This is a genomic window from Xanthomonas sp. LF06-19 (assembly GCF_034105425.1).
GTDB lineage: Bacteria > Pseudomonadota > Gammaproteobacteria > Xanthomonadales > Xanthomonadaceae > Xanthomonas_A > Xanthomonas_A sontii.
Genome location: NZ_JAXGGH010000003.1, coordinates 1 through 16,993, shown reverse-complemented (window position 1 = coordinate 16,993; position 16,993 = coordinate 1). Strand labels below are relative to the sequence as shown.

Here is a 16,993-nt window from a genome sequence, read left to right as displayed (position 1 = left end):
AGGGGAGCACCATGCAAGCCAACCAAGCATCCGATTTCGCCACGCTGCGCCAGCTCACCGAGAGCTGGTTGCGTCGCCCGCTACTTCCTCTCGAGCAGGAGCAACTGCGGCGCTTCGCGTCAGAATCGTCCGCGCCGCCGGTAGCGCCTGCCGCCGAAACGGCCGGTGCGTCGCCGTCGCTGATCGATGCTGAGCGCGAGCGCGTGAAAGGCTTGATCCAGCAGATGCAGCAGACGATGCAGAACAGCAGAGTCGCGCTGGACGGCGCCACCGCGGCCAGCGAAGCGGCGGTGCTCAAGGCGGTCCAGTCGGCCAGTTCGCTAGACCAGCTACCACCGGGCCAGTTACGTCCGCCGCAGAGCGGCGAGGGCGGCAGCAATCACCTGGTGATGGCGCAGATCCCCGATCGCCTGGCCAATCTCGTGCAGGCCGAAGTGCGCGCGTGCTTGGAGCGCGAGTTCGCGAGCCTGGCCCAGCAGATGCAGGCGGTGGTCGAGGCGGCGCGTGCGCAGGGGCTTATCGCGGATGCGCCGGCCGCGGAGCCGGGAGCACCATCGCCGCCTCCCGCTGCCTGAACCGGGAGTGTGTTTTTCACACGCATGATGCGCTTTGCGGCGTGGGCCAAGGCCTTGCGCAACGGCGTGCGATGCAAATGGCTGCGTGCCATCAGCGATCCAGCCTGGCGCCACGTCGCGGACAGTAGCTCGTTCGCCGGCCGTACTGGTGGATCGCATTGGATGGCAGCGGATGCCGCGAGGGGATACACCCCGCAGCGGTAGCAACACGCATCGGCCGAGGTCGCGGCGCATCGTGGCCGATGTTCCCTCGTCGCGTGCACATCGCGGCGAGGCTGGCGAGACAAACGCCGCACATGGTTTCACAGGTTCTGCACTGTCCCGTTTTCAGAGATCGTACGGCGTGGGCCGTACCCCAACCCAGGAGCGAACACATGGCATTTCCCACCGCGGTCAACGACCAGATCACCGATGCGGTCACCCAGTCCAACGTCAAGGTCATCGGCGAAGCGCCGGCCTTCGCGATGGCGTCGATCTACCAGAGCATGGCGCATTCGACCGGCATCCTGTTCGAGAACGCCGTCTCCGCGCAGCAGCAGCAGAACACCCTGGCGCAGGCGGCGGCCAACCAGGGCGTCATGCAGATCTACAGCCTGGACACCACCGCCGCTGCCGGCGCCACCGAGAAGGTCGCGCAGACCGGCGTCTCCGACAACCTCACCAGCCTGCTGACCGTGCTCAACGCGTTCAAGCAGTCCTGAGCCACGCGCGCTAACGCCGCTGCAGGGCAGCGGCGCTAGCCACGCCCTTCCTTCCCAACGAGGACCGTTCCATGGCCTATCCCACCGCAGTCAACAACCAGATCACCGACGCCGTCACCCAGTCCAACGTCAAGGTCATCGGCGAGGCGCCGGCCTTCGCGATGGGCTCGATCTACCAGAGCCTGGCGCACTCCAGCGGCATCCTGTACGAGAACGCGGTCGCCTCGCAGCAGCAGCAGAACACGCTGGCGCAGGCGGCGAACAACCAGGGCGTCATGCAGATCTACAGCCTGGATACCACCGCCGCCGCGGGTGCGTCGGAGAAGATCGCCCAGACCGGCGTGTCGGACAACCTGACCAGCCTGATGACCGTGCTGCAGGCCTTCCGCAGCGGCAAGCCGGCCGGCCTCTGAGTCGCGCACCGGTCCGGAACGGCGAACCCGTCGGGTCTCGCCGTTCCTCGCCGCGACGGTCGATGCCATCATCCGTGACACCCCGCAGGCCGCGCGTTGCGCGCGCCTCGCCTGCACCATTGCCCACCCGTGCCTGGCGTACGCACCGGTCCTCCATCCTGGCCTGGCGCGTTCGACGCCCGGCGTCGTACGTCCTGCGTCCGAGAAGAGGGAGTATGGAGGTTCCAGCCAGCGTCCAACCGGAGGCGATCGAGCGTATCGTGCGCGACCACGATGGCGACGCTGCCTGCGCGGACAACGCCGGCCAGGCGCATCGGCGCCTGCTCGAGTGCGCGCCGCTGTTCCAGGGCCTGCCGGACTCGGTGCTGGACGACCTGCTGGCCTATGCCAGCGAATGCGCACTCGGCGCGGGCAGCGTGCTGTTCTTCAAGCACGACCCCAGCAGCTTCGTCGGCGTGGTCGTGCGCGGTCGCGTGTACAAGGTGCTGTACGGCCCGGACGGGCAGGAACTGATCGTCGGCGCGGTCGAGCCCGGCGGGCTGGTCGACGAGGCCGCGCTGCTGGAACCGCACGGGCGAAGCTTCACCGCCATCGCCTTCGGCGCCAGCGTGGTGCTGAAACTGCCGCGGCGCCACTTCAACGTCCTGCTGGACCCGCCGCTGCTGCAGCAGCGCATCCACGCCCTGTTGCGCCTGCGCCTGCGGCAGACCCTGGACAGCCTGGAAAGCATCTGCCTGCACCGCCTGGAAGTGCGCCTGGCGCGCTACGTGCTGCGCCAGCTCGAACTGCAGGCGTCGCAACACGGGAGCGATGGCGCGATCGCCCTGCCGCCGAACCAGAGCATCCTCGCCGCGATGCTCAACGCCAGCCGCTCCAAGCTCAACGCACAGCTGCAGCGCTGGGTGCGCAGCGGCCTGGTCAGCCGCCGCCGCCACCTGTTGCGCGTGCACGACCTCGGGGCGCTGTATGCCAAGGCCAACCTGCAGGGGCCGGCGATGCCGTCACCGGACGGCGAGGACCTGCCATCGCGCGCTGCGTGTGCGGCGTGGACGGATCGCCGCGCCGAGTGACGTGCGTGCTGCAGCACGAGATTGCGTGCCTGCGCCTGCCGATTGCGCGCCGCACTTGATCTCAACTGATCGAACGTTCTGTCCGCGCCTCGCAACGCGGTGGCTGGCAGACGCGACGCACCCCGGTCAGGAGTGCGCATTGATTCCGATGGCTGCCGATCTCGACATGCAAGAAGGTCGCGATGCGGCTGCTCGCCAGCTTTGCTAGGTGTGCCTGCGTGGCTTCACGTCGCCATTGCCTCGCTATGCGCGCATTCCGCAGCGTCAGCCGGCGCGCGCGACTGCTCGCGGGTGCGATACGACTCGCCCCATTCGCGCAGGCTGATCAGCACCGGCGCGAGGGAGTGGCCAAGCGGCGTCAGCGCATATTCGACCTTGGGCGGCACCTGCGGATAGACGTGGCGCACGATGACGCCGTCCTCCTCGAGCTCGCGCAACTGCAGCGTCAGCATGCGCTGCGTGGCGTTGGGAACCAGACGCGTCAGTTCCATGAAGCGCTTCTTGCCGGAGAGCAGGTGGAACAGGATCACCGGCTTCCACACCCCGCCGATCACCGACAGCGTGACTTCGACCGCGCAGCCGCTCTTGCCATCCAGACGTTTCAGACGCATGGTCGTTGTACCTACAAAATTGATAGTACCTGCGGAAATTGTACGTTCTTGCGATGCGGGAAGTGTGTCCCGACAATGCCTGCAATGCGGTTTCGCTGCAACTGACGCGGCGCTGCCCCTCGCCACTTTCCCCAAGGATGTCTTGCCCATGAAAGCCATCACCCTGCGCCAGCCCGCTGGCCTCAAGAACCTCCGCCTCGTCGATCTGCCCGACCCCGGCCAGCCGGGTGCCGGCGAACTCCGCGTGCGCTTGCATGCCAGCTCGCTCAACTTCCATGACCTGGGCGTGGTGACCGGGCGCATGCCCAGCGCCGACGGCCGCATCCCGATGTCCGACGGCGCCGGCGTGGTCGAGGCGGTGGGCGAGGGCGTGGACGAGTTCGCCGTGGGCGACGCGGTCGTCTCGACGTTCTTCCCGACCTGGCTGGATGGCGGCCCGACCATCGCCGATTTCGCCACCGTGCCCGGCGACGGCGTCGACGGCTATGCACGCGAATACGTCGTTCGTCCCGCGCACTGGTTCACGCACGCCCCGCGCGGCTACAGCCACGCCGAAGCGGCGACGTTGACGACCGCCGGGCTCACCGCCTGGCGCGCACTGGTGGTGGACGCGCGGCTGAAGGCCGGCGACACCGTGCTGGTGCTCGGCACCGGCGGCGTGTCGATCTTCGCCCTGCAGTTCGCCAAGCACATGGGCGCCAGCGTGATCGCCACCTCGTCCTCCGACGAAAAACTCGCGCGTGCGCAGGCGCTGGGCGCGGATTTCACCATCAACTACCGCCGCGACACCGACTGGGCGGCCAAGGTGCACGACTACACCAACGGCCGCGGCGTCGACGTGGTGATCGAAGTGGGCGGACCGGATACGCTGGGCCAGTCCATCCGCGCCTGCCGCATCGGCGGCCACATCGCCCTGATCGGCGTGCTGACCGGCATTGCCGGCCAGGTGCCGACCGTGGCGCTGATGCAACGCCACCAGACCCTGCAGGGCCTGATCGTCGGCAGCCGCCACCACCAGCGCGACATGGTCCGCGCCCTCGACGCCACCGGCATCAAGCCGGTGATCGACCAGACCTTCGCGCTGGCAGATATCGCCGATGCGTTTGCGCATCAGGCGGCGGGGAAGCATTTTGGGAAGTTGTGCCTATCGACCTGAATTGCGTGGATAACGAAGAAGGGATCGGCCCGTTTTTTGGCCATACCGGTCTCTGAAAGAATTCATGGCCGATGAACTCAGACCACCTGGCCTCCTCGGGCAACCCTTTCCTGTTGCGAAGCGTCGTATGCCAATTGCTGTGCCTGTTGCCGGTCGAAGGCTTGTGCGTGTTGCGACGTCTCGTGCAAGGGGGGAGCCGGCTCGCGGGTATCCAGCGACACCTTGAAGCCTGGTGTGGTCCCGACGACCCATAAGGTATCGCCAGACATGCGTACGCCATCAATCTTGGTGGCGTCCGTGATGCCCTCCTTCTTGCTCAACAGCATGGCGTGGGCGACGTGCTCGTCGGAGATCTCACGCGGGGTCGCCGCTCTGAGCTTGTCGAACATCGTCTGGTCGTTCGACGAAAGGCCGTCGTGTGGCCCCGGTTGCTGATCGCCGTGCGCAGCGTGCCCTGCGCCATTGGCCGTGGTGGCGTTGGGCGTAACAGCCGCCGGCCGTTCCGCATGCGGTGCAGCGTCCGGTGTCCTAGCGGGACCGACCGGCGTCGAGCGTTCGCTCTGGGTCGGCTGTGCCGCGTGCTTGATTTCTTCCGCCGTGGTGACGGCCTTCGGCACCATTCTGCTATTGGAAAAGAGTCCTTTCTGACCATCGTCCATCATCGTGACGATGGCACTGTTCGGCCCTGGCCGTCCTGTGCTCTGATCGGGTTGCAGCGTGAGGGAGTAGGGACGCCCATCTCTGTCGAGTCCGGCCTGTGCGTGCGTGCGAGCGACTGCCGCGGTGGCTGCATCAATGTCGGCCTCGGTACGCGCAATCCCAGCGTTGGCGTAGGCATGCGCCACCAGGCCACGCATCGGGGTCGGTTGCGGTAGCGTCGGATGCGCAAGGGCCTCGTTTGCCAGGACCGCGTATTGCTGCAATCCGGCTTGCTGGCTCCGATACACCTCGTTCAATTCGTCGCGCACATTGCCGCTGGCCTGATCGGTGCCGTAGACCATCCCCGGTGTCATCCATTCACCGTTCGCGTTGCGCGTATACGTATGGCCGTCGGAGGCGGCGAGCGATTCGGTCTGGGTACTCGCATTCTGGACGGCGACAGGCACTTCCCCATGCCGGTTCCAGCCGAACTGGTTATACGCGATCTGGTACCGGCCCGCGATTGCGGCAGGCGTATTGGCGGCATTCTGCGCGATGATCAGCTTCGCTGCGTGATCCAGCTCAGCGGCTCGCTGCGGAGAGGCCGTCTCCACATGGCTGGCCGTCATGCCATGCTCAAGGTACTGATCGACCACGGTACGCGACCACGCAGGTGTGGGCGTCGCGCACCCAGTTTCCTTCGCCATCCGCGCTGCGCGTGTCGCCCTTGCCAGGCGCAATGGAGTAGGGATTCTGCGCGGCGAACAGATTTGCCAGCCCCAGTTCATAGGACGCGTTGGCGGACTTGTAGTTCAGTTCGTTCGCCAGCATGTCTCCAGCGACATAGCGAACCTTGCCGTAGGTCGGTGTCGTGCGGCCTGCGCCGAGCTGGGTTTCCGCAGTGATCTGTTGCGCTTCGGCGACGCGCGTCCACGTACCTTTCGGATCTTTTGGGTCGCGGCTCCACGTGTTCCCGTCTCGATCCTGTTGCGTGAAAACACGTTCGAGGTCCTTTTGCTGCGCCCATTTTTCCCCAAGAAACGCGCCACCGATGCCTCCTACGACGCCGCCGACGCCGGAGGTGACAAGTGCGCCTGGACCAGTCGCCGCGCCGCCCGCCAGGCCATATCCGGCATCTGCCACGAAACCCAGTGCGATGCCCCCCCCAATGCCACCGACATTGCGACCGATGAAATGGGTCTTGGCCGACTCGGCGCCTATGGTGTTGCCCTGCGCTTCCAGCTTCACCACCTGATGGCCAGTGATAGCGAAGTCGTAGGCCACTGCCGCAACTGCGACCGCGGTTGCACCTTTCGATAGCACGCCTGGCGAAAGACCGCGAGAGGCGCCGACCGCCTCTGCGGCAACGGCGGCCTCTCCGACTGAGGCCGCGGGAGCTGCCCCGAGTCCCAACGGTGCGCGGGCCAGACCGGCGGCGCTGAGTTCGGCAGCGGCCAGGAACTTGGCAGCATCTGCCCCAAGCGTAGCGGCTGCTTCTCGCGAAATCGCGACCTTCGTGACTTTCGGTCCGGCGCCATCGGGTGCGACGAAGATGCCCTTGGGCGCGGCTTCAATGAACTGCGCCTGCACCATGGGCAGCACATCGGTAGCGCCCTGGCGCGCGTATATGGGCTTCAGCGCAGCGGTCGGCTGCCCGCCCAATGTCCTGACATTGGGATTGTCCAGCACCGTCGGCAATTCCACCTTGCCGAAGACGCGCTCCACGTTGGCATCGGTTGCGATCAGCTTGATGTCGCCCCGCAGCGAGGCAGCGAACTCCTGCGATGCTTCCCCCCATAGGCAACCTTCGAGGGAGGTAGCGCTTCGCGCAGCAGCCTTGGCGTCGCCGTAAAGGAAGTGGCCCGCAGCTTCTTCCGCGTCGGCCAGGCTTTGTCCCTGAGAGACGAAGATGCGTTCGGCAGTGGCCCGCACGGCCGCTTCGACCTGTTTGTTGCCAAGGAACTGCGCCCTGGGGGTACTGTTGATGATCGGTTCACCGGTCTTGCCCGCCAGTTCGAGGGCGATCGTTTCGGACGATACATTGCCGATATCCCGGCTATAGAGGATGCCGCCATCGCCGGAGGCTTTGGCCGAATACTGGCGTGCCAGGGCCTGGACTTCATCAAGCGAGGTCGCGCGCTTTATCTGATCGATTTGCTTGGCGTAGTCGTCGCTCATGACGCACGCTCCGCATCGGTCAGGATCCAGCCATCCCTGAAAAGAACCTTGCCCATGAAGTGCGCATTTGGATACTCGGTCAGGAGCGACGGACGGTCGTTGAACTGCGTGCCTGCTTCTATCAAGCGCACTGCCAGCGTCTGAATCCTGCCGACTTCCGGGATACTGAAGACGCGACAGGTTCCCGGCATGTGCATGCCGACGTCGCCATCGCGGCCATAGCCGAACGAGACGATTTCGATGTTGTAGTCGTTGCCGTCGGGCAGGAAGGCTCTTTGGATCTCGCCGAAGTATTCGGCGTCGCCGACCTCTACCGCGAACGTCTCATGACGCTGCTCGTCGACGATGCCGCGTACGCCACCGGAGAATCGGGCGCGGCCTTCGGGAAACTGCAGCCAGTCGAAAGTGGGGTGCTGGTGCAGGTCCATGTCTGTCGCTCCTTCGGGATGTCGGGCACGATCATGGCCCTCGCGCTGGAGTTTTACGCTGGGATGCGGAGTGGAGCAACTGTAGTGGAGGAGAGTAAAACCAGGGTCGGAGTGCACTTCCCCTGCACGGACTCTGGACGTTGCCCGGTGGGGAGACTTGTGCGGATGTACTGACTATCCCGGGGGGGGATTCATTTCGCCGGCGGCAGTGAAGGGGTACCTGCTGACCAAGTTGGCCGGCTTCGAGCACGAAGTCTTCGCGGTGTTGTTCACGGATACAAAGCGTCGTCTGATCGACTACGTGGAGATGCTCCACGGCACGGTCGACGCCGCCGACGTGCATCCGCGCGAGGTGGTGAAGCAGGCGCTACGGCTCAATGCGGCCGGGGTCATCGTTTCCCACAACCATCCGAGCGGAGGGCACCGAGCCGAGCGCGGCCGATAAGGCGATGACCTCACGGCGTCGCCTGGCGCTGGTGGACATTCGCACGCTGGATCACGTCATCGTCGCAGGCGCCGTCGCCATGTCGTTCGCAGCGCACGGTTTGCTTTGACGTTGGGGGCTTCGGCCCCCTTTTTGCTACGCCTGCTGGTGCATCACGCCAGCCGCCGCGGTGATGGCGACATAGGGCTGACGCTGCCAGCGGGGATCGGTGCAATGCTCAGCGCCCGGTGCTGTCCTCCAGGGCGGACGCTCATGCAGGAATCTGCATGGATGGGTGGAAGAAGATCACCAACGCGGCGCAGGGGTTGCTGACCGCCAGCGTCTACTGCTGCAGGGGCGTAGGGCGTGGAGTAGGTCACGCCGTGGCAGCCGCGACGCAACCTCGAAGACCGATGGTTGCCTGGCATGTCGGTAACAACGTCAGCAGGCATGGAGGTAGCATGGCCGGGCCCCACTCTCGGGGCAGCAATGAATCCGCAACCCAGCGCCTCTCTTTTGTTCACGGCGGCCATCGTCTGCCGCAGCAGTCGCTGCGGTGGCGATGGCATTGCCATGAAATATTAATAAAATTCAGATAGTTGTAGCTTGGTTTGGCCCGGGCCCCTCTTGGGTGGATTTCTTCAAGTTGTGGTCAGGCACAGTTCCGGTAAAGTAATGCGGCGCGAGCCTCGCTCTTGAGCCTTCATGGCTGACTATGCAGATGCTCAAGCGCTATCCCCACCTTCGCGCGGAAGAGCTGGTACAGCACTCCACCCGTTTCTCGGACCTCGCCGTCTGCTTCTACAAACCGACTGTAAGCCACCCGCCATGCCGAGAACCACGCATTGCCTGTCCCAGCCGACGCCACAGCAATCGGCGCCGGCGCTGTCTCGTTGAGCCACGCTTATCGCAAGTCGCCCGAAAACAAGCACGTCATTTCAGCAACCAGGGAGGTTCATCATGAAACTACGCGCCATTTCCGCCACTCTCGCACTGGCTGCGGCTTTAGGCCTCGGCATCAGCGCCCCAGCTCGCGCACAGGCGCCTGATTCTTGCTCGGTCTTTCTTTGTATGGCCAGCGTGTCCGGGTTCGGCGCTCCGAGTCCGCAATGTACGGCACCAATCGCAGCCTTCCACGCCATCCAGATATGGGACCCGAAGTTCGACGCGCCGGCCACGGCGGCGGCACGCCGGACATTTCTGATGACATGTCCAGGCGCGACCGTACCGAATCAACACATCTTGGAAGCCATCATTGGGGAGTGGGGCTACAGACCTTGACTGGTATCGCCCGCTGATCCAGAAAGCGATTGCGTCTGGGACTTTTCGGGGATATCGCCAGGCCCCTGTTCGCCATGCTCATCGCGCACTGCTCGTGGACCGGCCAGCCTTTCGTAGACATCCAGTTGCCATAATTGATGGCAATGTCCGGGGTGTTTATGGGCAGCAGCAAGCAATACACGGATGAGTTACGTGCCAAAGCGGTGAGATAGGTAATCGGGCGTGGCTTCACGGTGGAGGAAGTCGCTTCCCGGGTCCAAGCACGTGTTTTATCGCTGGTGCAGGCGGCCAAGAAGACGGATGGTGGGCTGTCGCCGGGCAGAGCCGATCGGTAGTGATGCTTGTCACTTTTGGGGCACGATGAGCCAGGTGTCGCCGCCAGAGGTGTTTTGTAGGCGGACGGTCACATCATCTGCTTCGTAGGTCAGAAGTGTATCTGCCGGTGTCGGTGAGCCGACTGGCAGAATCACCGTGCGGTCGGCATCGGCACCGATGGGCAGGACCCGGCGCGTGTTCTCGACCCAGCCTATGGCGGTGTGCGCTTGGTCGGTCGGGTCGTTGATTTGCAGATAGCTGATGCCCTCCTGCTGAAAGACATACACCCGCGCGGTACTGAGCTGGGATAGATCGCGAGCCTGTGGGTAACTCGACCCAAGCCGGTACTCGCCGAGGCAAGGATATGGCCGATATCCGGGCAGCGCGCCGGCGCGCTGCCCGTGAGCAGCGTCAGTGCGGCGGCGGCCAGCTTGATTGCAATGTGGTGGTGACGCATCACGTGTCCTTCCCCCTGGGGGTGGTCGTCTGCATCTCAGGCTCGGCCAAGGGGCGTGATCCCCATCAGGCGGGTGTTGGCAAGCGGACTGCGCAAGCGTGGTCGGAAACTACCGCATTGAGGGGTCAGGCTTTTCCTACAGCCGGCTGTAGGGCCACGCATGGAAGGCGTTCGGCGAAGCCGGCCACGCCCGCCTGAATGAGGGGAGGTGGAAATTCACCCACAGCTATGTCAGAGTTTGCCCCAACCTGCCCCAACTGCGCATAAGGACCATGGCCGCAGCAGGACCAGAACCTGCATCGATCCCTCAGCCCAGGTGGTGGGCAAATCCGCAGTCGTCAGCAAGAAATTGCTCTTGCGGCTGCCGGGCAGTGCTTCGCCCCCGTCCAACCCCTTCTGCTCAGCTTCGCCCCGCTGGCGTCCTCGCTCTGTAGGACTGCCTCCTGATCCCGATCCACCGGTTTTGCTTCTGACCCGACGAGACCTGCCGTGAATACAGCATTTCGCCAACGCCGCTCCCTCATCCCGCTCTCGCCGTGGTTCGCGGCACTGCTGCTTGCCGGTGGACTCTGCGCCGGCCAGGCCAACGCACAGGTGATCGTCAATGATCCGGAGTCGATGTACAAAGCGATGGCGGAGTACGCGGAGACCGCGAAACGCTGGCAGGAAACGATCAGCCAGTACCAGAAGCAGTTGGAGCACTACCAGCAGCAGCTCATCAAGCTCCAGCGGCTGCAACTGGGCGAGTCCACCATGCAGGACAACTTCGCCGAGCGGCCCCAGGACTACGGCCTGGAAGACAGTTGCCCGGGCGCCGCCAAGAGCGGCCTCTCGGGACTGCTCAACCAGTTCAAGGCCCTGGCGCCGAACATGAGCGGTGACGCGGTGGGGGAGCAGACCAAGGTGTGCGCGCGCATCGTGATGGCGCAGAACGCCCAGTACAACGAGACCGTGCGCATGCTCAAGCGACTGATCGAGCGCAACCAGCAGTTCAAGCAACAGATCGAGGCCCAGCGCGACAGCGTCGGGTCGAGCCAAGGCGCGCTGGCCGCCAACGATAACGAAGTCCGCCGCTTCGCGGCGCAGAATGCCATGGACCTGGACTACTGGAATGCGCAGATGAAGGCTTACGACGCCTACATCGTGGCGCTCAAGGACGACCAGTCGCGGCTCGCGCGGCGCGCCCTGAATGGCAACAAGGATGACCTGCTGGGGCAGGTCGTGCAGGCCGGCGTGCTGGCTGGCGCGCTGCAGAACTGACCGCGTATCAGCCCACATTCATCACCAGACACCGGATAGACAGGCAGCATGAACGGATTTTTCGACACTGCGACGCACTGGGTGCAGCCGCTGGCGGACGCCAACCTGGGTGACTTCCTGTTCTTCAGATTGGTGAACAACTACTTCACCAACGAGATCGCGACCTTCGGTCTGGAGTTGACGCGGCGTGCGATGAACTGGGTGAGTGTGATTGCGCTGACGGCGACGATGTTCTGGGTGCTGATCCAGGGCTATCGCATCGCCACCGGGCAGTCGCGCGAATCGGCGATGGCGACGATGGTCAAGGCGGCCAAGGTCGCGGTGATCCTGATGATTGCCTCCACCGTCGGCGCCAACGGCGCCATGTTGCACAAGACGATGACCGACAACCTGGACAAGGAGATCCACGGTTTGTTCACGGGCGACGATAATTCCAGCGCAGCCGATGCGATCGACCAGAATCTGGAGTACACCCAGCTTGCGATGGCGGCCCTGGATGCGGTGAAGGTGAACGCCAACGATCCGGAGTCGATCGATCAGAAGAGCCGAGCGATCCTGTTGGCTGGATTCGGCACGGCCGGTCCGCCCATGGTCGCCGGTGCGATGTTGTTGCTCTTCAAGTTCACTCTGGCCTTCCTGATCGGCATCGGGCCGATCTTCATCTTCTTTTTGATGTTCGAGCAGACCAAGGACCTGTTCAAGAAGTGGTTGTACTATGTGTTGGGAACGCTGTTCTCGATGGCCATGCTGTCAGTCGTGTCGGCGATGGTCCTGAAGTTCACGGTGAAGGTGGCGGGTGCCTACTGGGCCATGAAGCTCATCCCGCTGGGCAATGCGGAAGGTTTGTCGTCGCAGGCGCTGCAGCAGGGAGGGATTGGATTGCTCATGACCTTGCTAATCGTGTCAGTGCCGCCGATGGCTGCCGCGCTGTGGCAAGGCAGCATGGCGTCCTTCATGCACTTCTCGGCGTTCGCCGGTGGTGCAGCGTCTTCGCCTGGACCGCAGGGGCAGCCACCTGGGTCGTATGCTCCTCCGCGTGTAGAGCCGAATAATAGCTTGCCCTCTTCGGAGACGCGCGTGTCAGACTTGAATACTGCAAGAGCGACTGGTATTGCCTCTAGCTCGTCTACTACGCAAAATACAGGAGCACTCGGTATCGCGAATCAAAGAGACAATGGTCGTCTCGGCTGAAGGTATGGGCCTTTATTCGATGAGTATCTAGTATCAGGGAAGGGTTTTTCATGAAGTACATTGCTTGCTTCATTTTATTATTCATACTTTTCTCGAAGGCTCACGCAGAGCAAGGCTGTCCTCCAGGGCAGATTCCTGCACAAGCCAGTGGAAACATGGCATCCTGCGGGCCGATCCCCCCTGGCTATTATCAGCAGCAGCCTTCTCCTTCCGTTCCTAGCGGCAAATGGATTAAGACCTGGGGCGCGATTGCGATCGGCACAGTCGATTCAGTTCCCTACTACGGCGTTCCAACTGGGGCAATGTCCGAATCGGAAGCCAAGAGCCAGGCGTTAGCTCGATGTGCAAAAAAAGGCGCACAGAACTGCAAGATGGCTCTAGTTTATCAAAATCAGTGTGCTGCCATTGCCGAGCCGCAGATTAATGGGCGGCCAAATCCGGATGGTTTTATTCAGTTTAATGGTGCGCCAACTAAAGAAAAGGCAGTCGAGACTGCGTCAGAGCGCTGTGAGCGCAGGAATCCCGGAGCGCAATGCAAGGTGATATATCAGGCATGCTCAGAGCCAGTGTTTGAAAGATATTGATTGTTTTTCCTGTTTTCGATCAGATCAAGGATCGAAGTGCTCGCCAAGCGGATAAGTAAGGAAAAACAAGGGCCCCAGGGCGGGCCATAGACATGCATGCACTTCTCGGCGTTCTCTGGTGATGCAGCTTCCACGCTAGGACCACAGGGGCAGCCGCCGGGGTCGTATGTGCCGCAACAACCTGTACGAAGCGATTCATCTCCTTATACTTCCGAAGCGGTTGGATCGCCACAAAATCTGGGTATCAGAGGCGGGAATTCATCGGTCGCCACACAGCCGACTGGGGTTCGTGGAAATGCTGTTAATAATGATGGAAATAGGTTTTCTTGAATCTTGATGGCTGAGGGTGTATGAAAACCAGGGCAGTATTTTTTTATTCCATCTGGCTTTTCCATCTATTGCGGCGGCTGAAGGAGGTTGTCCGCCGGGTCAACTTCCAGCACAGTCAAATGGAAATATAGCGTCATGTACGCCCATCCCACAAGGTTATTATCAACAGCAATCACCCCAGCCACGCCCTTTGGGCGATTGGATTAAAACTTGGGGGGCTATTGCAATGGGAACGATTGATGGCGTTCCTCACTATGGCGTTCCTGTTGGGAAAACTTCTAAATCTGACGCGCAATCAGACGCAATAGACCGTTGCGTAAAAAGCGGCGCAATAGGCTGCAAAGTAATTTTGACCTACTTCAATCAATGTGCGGCTCTTGCTGAACCTAGGACACCCGCTGGTGACATCGTTGGCCGTGTGGTGGCTGTTGGGCGGTCATCAATAAAGCTTGCAGAGAGTGCTGCACTTGAAGGGTGTGGTAGAGAAAATGGCAGCTCTCAATGTGGCGTTGCTTATAAAGCCTGTTCAGATCCAATATTTAAAAAATTCTAGAATCTTCAATCGGTAATGATGCTTCAAATGGTGCGGGCGGGTCGATTTAATAAGTAATAAAATTTACGAAAAATGCCTTCCAGAAGTTCCAGGCAATAACATATGCGATCTTCACTAAGTCAGTCACTGAGGATGCGCCATAATCGGACCTGGCCTCATGCAGAAAACCCTATCCGCTGTACGTGGCTGCAGTCAGTGCAGCGTGTACGGGCATTGCTGACCATTACCATCCTGGCGCTCTCGCTGACTGCCAGCCTGACCGCGCTCGCCTATCGGACGTCGGGCGACAGCATGCTGTTGCTGGCCCAAAGCATGGCAGCCCTGGGAGCGCTCTTTCACCTTGGCATTGCAGCGATGTTATTCCGGCTGGCGCTGCGTGCATCAGCCACCAAGCAGCGCCTTCAGGCGCACGGCGGGTGCATTGCACAGTGGCGTCCGTTGCGCAGTCCATCGTTGGCGCAGCTGTACAGGTGCTCATGATGAGCGTGGCGGCAATCGCGCTGCCCCTCTCTCCGCCGGTGGTGATGCGCGTGCCGGAAGTTGGAATGGTGTTCGCGATATTGATCGTTGCGCTGCTAATGCTCGGTGTTTACATCAGACGCAGTTGCCAGGGGCTGATTGAGGCCATCGCGCAGGCCGACTTGGCTATGCGCAGCACCCTGGTGGCATAACGCCCTTATGAACGCTCAGACTGTTACTGCCATTTTACTTCTGTCCCTCTTGGCCGGATGCAATCAGATGAATACCGCTTCTGAAAAAGCCGACGGTGTTGCGCAAACGGCAGCCGATGGCGATCCAGCCTATCAGCGTAATACCAAGCCGACCCAGGCGTATCGAATCACGATGACCATCGAAGATGCGCCAGGGCCCTTTGGGTATGTTTCAGGTACTGCGTTTTATGACATGGCCAATTATGAGCAGTGCACGCCGCTTAATGAGCCATTCGAGGGCGTGAGAACCAAGCCGAAAGAAGCAGGTATACCCATCAACCTTCAGAAGATCGACGGGGAACATTATGTGGGGACGGTATATGCCGACGGCATGGTCGACGCGGACTACTACGGCATGGGCGTGTGCCGCTTTGAGCTGACGGGTGTCGGTATTGCATTGAAGGCGACCGGCAAGCATGAAGAAACGCGTTACGAGCCTGCGCTGTTCAAGAAGGAGATTTATAGTTTAAAACCCAAGGTTGCGTACTTCTGGAAAGGACTCTATCCGAGAGCGGGCATGGATGACTTTCCGGATAGTGGCGTATCAAAGATTGACGACTTCAATGAGAATGCACGACCCAATATCTTCAAAGTGACGCTGACATCGGAGAATATACTTCCATGAGCATGACGACTAGCCAATATGCAGCGTTGGCGAATGATGTATATAAAAAGCCGCCAGAGACGGGAGAAAGAAGTAAGCCTGTCGATATAGGTGGCGTCTCCTACAAGCGGCTGAGCTATATGGATAGCGCGTCCGGCTATCAAGGCATTCTTTATCAACGATTGGACACCAAGGAACTCATCGTCGCACACCGTGGCAGCGAGTTCGACCGCCAGCCATGGCGCGATGGCCTGGTTGCCGATGGGGGTATGGTCGCCACCCGTCACAACGCCCAAGCGGCGGATGCCATTGAGTTCACTCGACACGCCTTGGAAACCGCAAAACAAATTGGCCAATACACCAACGCTCATGACGTCACCGTGGTCGGCCATTCACTCGGTGGCGGTCTCGCGGAAATCACCGCGCACCACTTCGGCTTGAAAGGCGAAACCTTCAACGGCTATGGGGCCGTCAGCTTGGATCGTCGTATTCCCGAGGGCGGCAACGCGGTCATCAATCACGTAATGGCGGGAGATCCCGTCAGCGCCGCCAGCCGGCACTATGGTCAGGTTCGGGTGTATGCCACGGAGCAAGAGATCGCGGCGCTGGAGCGGACCGGCTATGACGACCAGGGCAGTGGCTTGCGCAATCCGATCAGTGCGGCGAAGGGGTTGGTGACGGACTCCCACACCATCTACAACTTCCTGCCGACAGACAAGGAAGGCAGGCCGAAGCACTCTGTCCTGGAAGACGCGACCGCACAGCACCTGGCGCAGCGCCATGCGCCGATGATCGAACGGTATCGGGATGATATCGCCACGCTGCGCATGGGGGTGACGCTGGGTGCGCGGGGCTGGGGTGGGCTGCTGCAGGATGGCGTTGCCGAACTGCGGGGGCCACTTGCGCCCGGGGCGGGCCGCGAAAGCATCGGCGTGCCGAATTGGTCGGAGCACATGCAGCGGCTGCAGATGCCGCGTATGGAGAGCGGAGAACCGCAGGGCTGGCGGGCTCCGCAGAAGGTGCCGGAGCAATCGAGCGTGACGCCTGCCGAGCAGCCGGCTGATCCTCTCTACCAGATGCTCAAGAGCAGGTTACCTGCCGGCATCGCGGATGCCGCGGTGTCGTACGCGGCATCGCAAGCGCGGCGGGAGGGGATGGAACGGCCGGAGCAGATCACGGCCGTGACCCTGCTGGAGGGCGGAAGCGCCTGGATCGAAGGCAGCACACCCGGCTACCGCGTGAAGGTGGATCTGTCCGGTACGCCGCCTTTGGTTCAGGAACGGAGGACGGATCAGGCGCCTGAGCCGCAGCACCTGGCACAGCAGCTGGATGCGCCCCAACAACAGGCATCGGTGAAGGGGCGGTGATAATCATGGGGGCGACGTCCCCCCGGTTTTGAGTAGCAAAGCGATTTGGAGTCCAATCCCCAACAAGACGGAGATTGGACGTGAAGAAGCGCTTTTCCGAAGAGCAGATCATCGGCTTCGTGCGTGAGGCCAAAGCCGGCGTGGCA

General features: G+C 62.0%; 18 protein-coding genes and 1 pseudogene. 14 read left to right on the top strand and 5 right to left on the bottom strand.

The genetic code is table 11. The features are described from left to right. Positions 1 to 11 precede the first annotated feature (11 nt). From SLW55_RS07180 to SLW55_RS07165, 4 genes are all read left to right on the top strand, one after another. A complete protein-coding gene (locus SLW55_RS07180) occupies positions 12 to 575 on the top strand; it encodes a hypothetical protein (protein WP_267100148.1) in 564 nt (187 codons plus the stop codon). Between the two features lie 374 nt (positions 576 to 949). Beyond that, a complete protein-coding gene (locus SLW55_RS07175) occupies positions 950 to 1,276 on the top strand; it encodes a RebB family R body protein (RefSeq protein ID WP_043091830.1) in 327 nt (108 codons plus the stop codon). Positions 1,277 to 1,347: 71 nt separating this feature from the next. Continuing rightward, positions 1,348 to 1,689: a RebB family R body protein gene (locus SLW55_RS07170; RefSeq protein ID WP_152237187.1), complete on the top strand. Its 342-nt coding sequence runs from the start codon at positions 1,348 to 1,350 to the stop codon at positions 1,687 to 1,689. Between the two features lie 215 nt (positions 1,690 to 1,904). Continuing rightward, positions 1,905 to 2,759, top strand: a complete 855-nt coding sequence (locus SLW55_RS07165) for a Crp/Fnr family transcriptional regulator (protein ID WP_267100149.1) — start codon at positions 1,905 to 1,907, stop codon at positions 2,757 to 2,759. 224 nt (positions 2,760 to 2,983) lie between these two features. Here SLW55_RS07165 and SLW55_RS07160 read toward each other — a convergent pair whose 3' ends face one another. Next, positions 2,984 to 3,370, bottom strand: a complete 387-nt coding sequence (locus tag SLW55_RS07160; protein WP_152237189.1) for a helix-turn-helix domain-containing protein — start codon at positions 3,368 to 3,370, stop codon at positions 2,984 to 2,986. A 148-nt stretch (positions 3,371 to 3,518) separates the two neighbouring features. On the opposite strand from SLW55_RS07160, the gene SLW55_RS07155 reads away from it, so the two are divergent. Beyond that, the gene (locus SLW55_RS07155) at positions 3,519 to 4,526 is read left to right on the top strand and encodes an NAD(P)-dependent alcohol dehydrogenase (protein WP_267100150.1); all 1,008 of its coding nucleotides are present in this window, start codon (positions 3,519 to 3,521) and stop codon (positions 4,524 to 4,526) included. Positions 4,527 to 4,603: 77 nt separating this feature from the next. On the opposite strand, the gene SLW55_RS07150 is transcribed toward SLW55_RS07155, so the two are convergent. Genes SLW55_RS07150 through SLW55_RS07140 form a run of 3 tightly spaced genes read right to left on the bottom strand, consistent with a single transcriptional unit; the run spans position 4,604 to position 7,771 of the window. Beyond that, positions 4,604 to 5,794, bottom strand: a complete 1,191-nt coding sequence (locus SLW55_RS07150; RefSeq protein ID WP_267100151.1) for a hypothetical protein — start codon at positions 5,792 to 5,794, stop codon at positions 4,604 to 4,606. A gap of 7 nt (positions 5,795 to 5,801) precedes the next feature. Further along, positions 5,802 to 7,343 (bottom strand): hypothetical protein, encoded by a 1,542-nt coding sequence (locus SLW55_RS07145; protein ID WP_267100152.1) that lies wholly within the window; start codon positions 7,341 to 7,343, stop codon positions 5,802 to 5,804. Then, on the bottom strand, positions 7,340 to 7,771 hold the full coding sequence (locus SLW55_RS07140; RefSeq protein ID WP_267100153.1) for a hypothetical protein: 432 nt from the start codon (positions 7,769 to 7,771) through the stop codon (positions 7,340 to 7,342). Before SLW55_RS07140 ends, SLW55_RS07145 begins: the two co-directional genes overlap by 4 nt. A gap of 190 nt (positions 7,772 to 7,961) precedes the next feature. On the opposite strand from SLW55_RS07140, the pseudogene SLW55_RS07135 reads away from it, so the two are divergent. Beyond that, positions 7,962 to 8,325, top strand: a pseudogene (locus tag SLW55_RS07135) (JAB domain-containing protein); the annotation flags it as partial. A gap of 1,495 nt (positions 8,326 to 9,820) precedes the next feature. On the opposite strand, the gene SLW55_RS07130 reads toward SLW55_RS07135, so the two are convergent. Then, a complete protein-coding gene (locus tag SLW55_RS07130; RefSeq protein WP_267100154.1) occupies positions 9,821 to 10,078 on the bottom strand; it encodes a hypothetical protein in 258 nt (85 codons plus the stop codon). Between the two features lie 788 nt (positions 10,079 to 10,866). On the opposite strand from SLW55_RS07130, the gene SLW55_RS07125 reads away from it, so the two are divergent. From SLW55_RS07125 to SLW55_RS07090, 8 genes are all read left to right on the top strand, one after another. Continuing rightward, positions 10,867 to 11,508: a hypothetical protein gene (locus SLW55_RS07125; protein WP_267100190.1), complete on the top strand. Its 642-nt coding sequence runs from the start codon at positions 10,867 to 10,869 to the stop codon at positions 11,506 to 11,508. A 48-nt stretch (positions 11,509 to 11,556) separates the two neighbouring features. Continuing rightward, on the top strand, positions 11,557 to 12,699 hold the full coding sequence (locus SLW55_RS07120; protein WP_267100155.1) for a type IV secretion system protein: 1,143 nt from the start codon (positions 11,557 to 11,559) through the stop codon (positions 12,697 to 12,699). Between the two features lie 50 nt (positions 12,700 to 12,749). Continuing rightward, on the top strand, positions 12,750 to 13,283 hold the full coding sequence (locus SLW55_RS07115; protein ID WP_267100156.1) for a DUF4189 domain-containing protein: 534 nt from the start codon (positions 12,750 to 12,752) through the stop codon (positions 13,281 to 13,283). A gap of 346 nt (positions 13,284 to 13,629) precedes the next feature. Then, complete coding sequence (locus tag SLW55_RS07110; protein WP_267100157.1) at positions 13,630 to 14,166, top strand: DUF4189 domain-containing protein; 537 nt, start codon at positions 13,630 to 13,632, stop codon at positions 14,164 to 14,166. 213 nt (positions 14,167 to 14,379) lie between these two features. After that, positions 14,380 to 14,646, top strand: coding sequence for a hypothetical protein (locus SLW55_RS07105; RefSeq protein ID WP_267100158.1), 267 nt, complete (start codon positions 14,380 to 14,382; stop codon positions 14,644 to 14,646). Then, entirely contained in the window at positions 14,646 to 14,837 is a 192-nt protein-coding gene (locus tag SLW55_RS07100) for a hypothetical protein (protein ID WP_267100159.1), read from the top strand. Before SLW55_RS07105 ends, SLW55_RS07100 begins: the two co-directional genes overlap by 1 nt. A gap of 67 nt (positions 14,838 to 14,904) precedes the next feature. Further along, positions 14,905 to 15,501: a hypothetical protein gene (locus SLW55_RS07095; RefSeq protein ID WP_267100160.1), complete on the top strand. Its 597-nt coding sequence runs from the start codon at positions 14,905 to 14,907 to the stop codon at positions 15,499 to 15,501. Beyond that, positions 15,498 to 16,847, top strand: coding sequence for a hypothetical protein (locus tag SLW55_RS07090; protein ID WP_267100161.1), 1,350 nt, complete (start codon positions 15,498 to 15,500; stop codon positions 16,845 to 16,847). The genes SLW55_RS07095 and SLW55_RS07090 overlap by 4 nt, the downstream gene beginning before the upstream one ends. The last annotated feature ends 146 nt before the right edge of the window (positions 16,848 to 16,993 follow it).

Coding starts and splice junctions, on each gene's coding strand:
- SLW55_RS07180 (WP_267100148.1), top strand. CDS start 12: ATGCAAGCCAACCAAGCATCCGATTTCGCCACGCTGCGCCAGCTCACC.
- SLW55_RS07175 (WP_043091830.1), top strand. CDS start 950: ATGGCATTTCCCACCGCGGTCAACGACCAGATCACCGATGCGGTCACC.
- SLW55_RS07170 (WP_152237187.1), top strand. CDS start 1,348: ATGGCCTATCCCACCGCAGTCAACAACCAGATCACCGACGCCGTCACC.
- SLW55_RS07165 (WP_267100149.1), top strand. CDS start 1,905: ATGGAGGTTCCAGCCAGCGTCCAACCGGAGGCGATCGAGCGTATCGTG.
- SLW55_RS07160 (WP_152237189.1), bottom strand. CDS start 3,370: ATGCGTCTGAAACGTCTGGATGGCAAGAGCGGCTGCGCGGTCGAAGTC.
- SLW55_RS07155 (WP_267100150.1), top strand. CDS start 3,519: ATGAAAGCCATCACCCTGCGCCAGCCCGCTGGCCTCAAGAACCTCCGC.
- SLW55_RS07150 (WP_267100151.1), bottom strand. CDS start 5,794: ATGACGGCCAGCCATGTGGAGACGGCCTCTCCGCAGCGAGCCGCTGAG.
- SLW55_RS07145 (WP_267100152.1), bottom strand. CDS start 7,343: ATGAGCGACGACTACGCCAAGCAAATCGATCAGATAAAGCGCGCGACC.
- SLW55_RS07140 (WP_267100153.1), bottom strand. CDS start 7,771: ATGGACCTGCACCAGCACCCCACTTTCGACTGGCTGCAGTTTCCCGAA.
- SLW55_RS07125 (WP_267100190.1), top strand. CDS start 10,867: ATGTACAAAGCGATGGCGGAGTACGCGGAGACCGCGAAACGCTGGCAG.
- SLW55_RS07120 (WP_267100155.1), top strand. CDS start 11,557: ATGAACGGATTTTTCGACACTGCGACGCACTGGGTGCAGCCGCTGGCG.
- SLW55_RS07115 (WP_267100156.1), top strand. CDS start 12,750: ATGAAGTACATTGCTTGCTTCATTTTATTATTCATACTTTTCTCGAAG.
- SLW55_RS07100 (WP_267100159.1), top strand. CDS start 14,646: ATGAGCGTGGCGGCAATCGCGCTGCCCCTCTCTCCGCCGGTGGTGATG.
- SLW55_RS07095 (WP_267100160.1), top strand. CDS start 14,905: ATGAATACCGCTTCTGAAAAAGCCGACGGTGTTGCGCAAACGGCAGCC.
- SLW55_RS07090 (WP_267100161.1), top strand. CDS start 15,498: ATGAGCATGACGACTAGCCAATATGCAGCGTTGGCGAATGATGTATAT.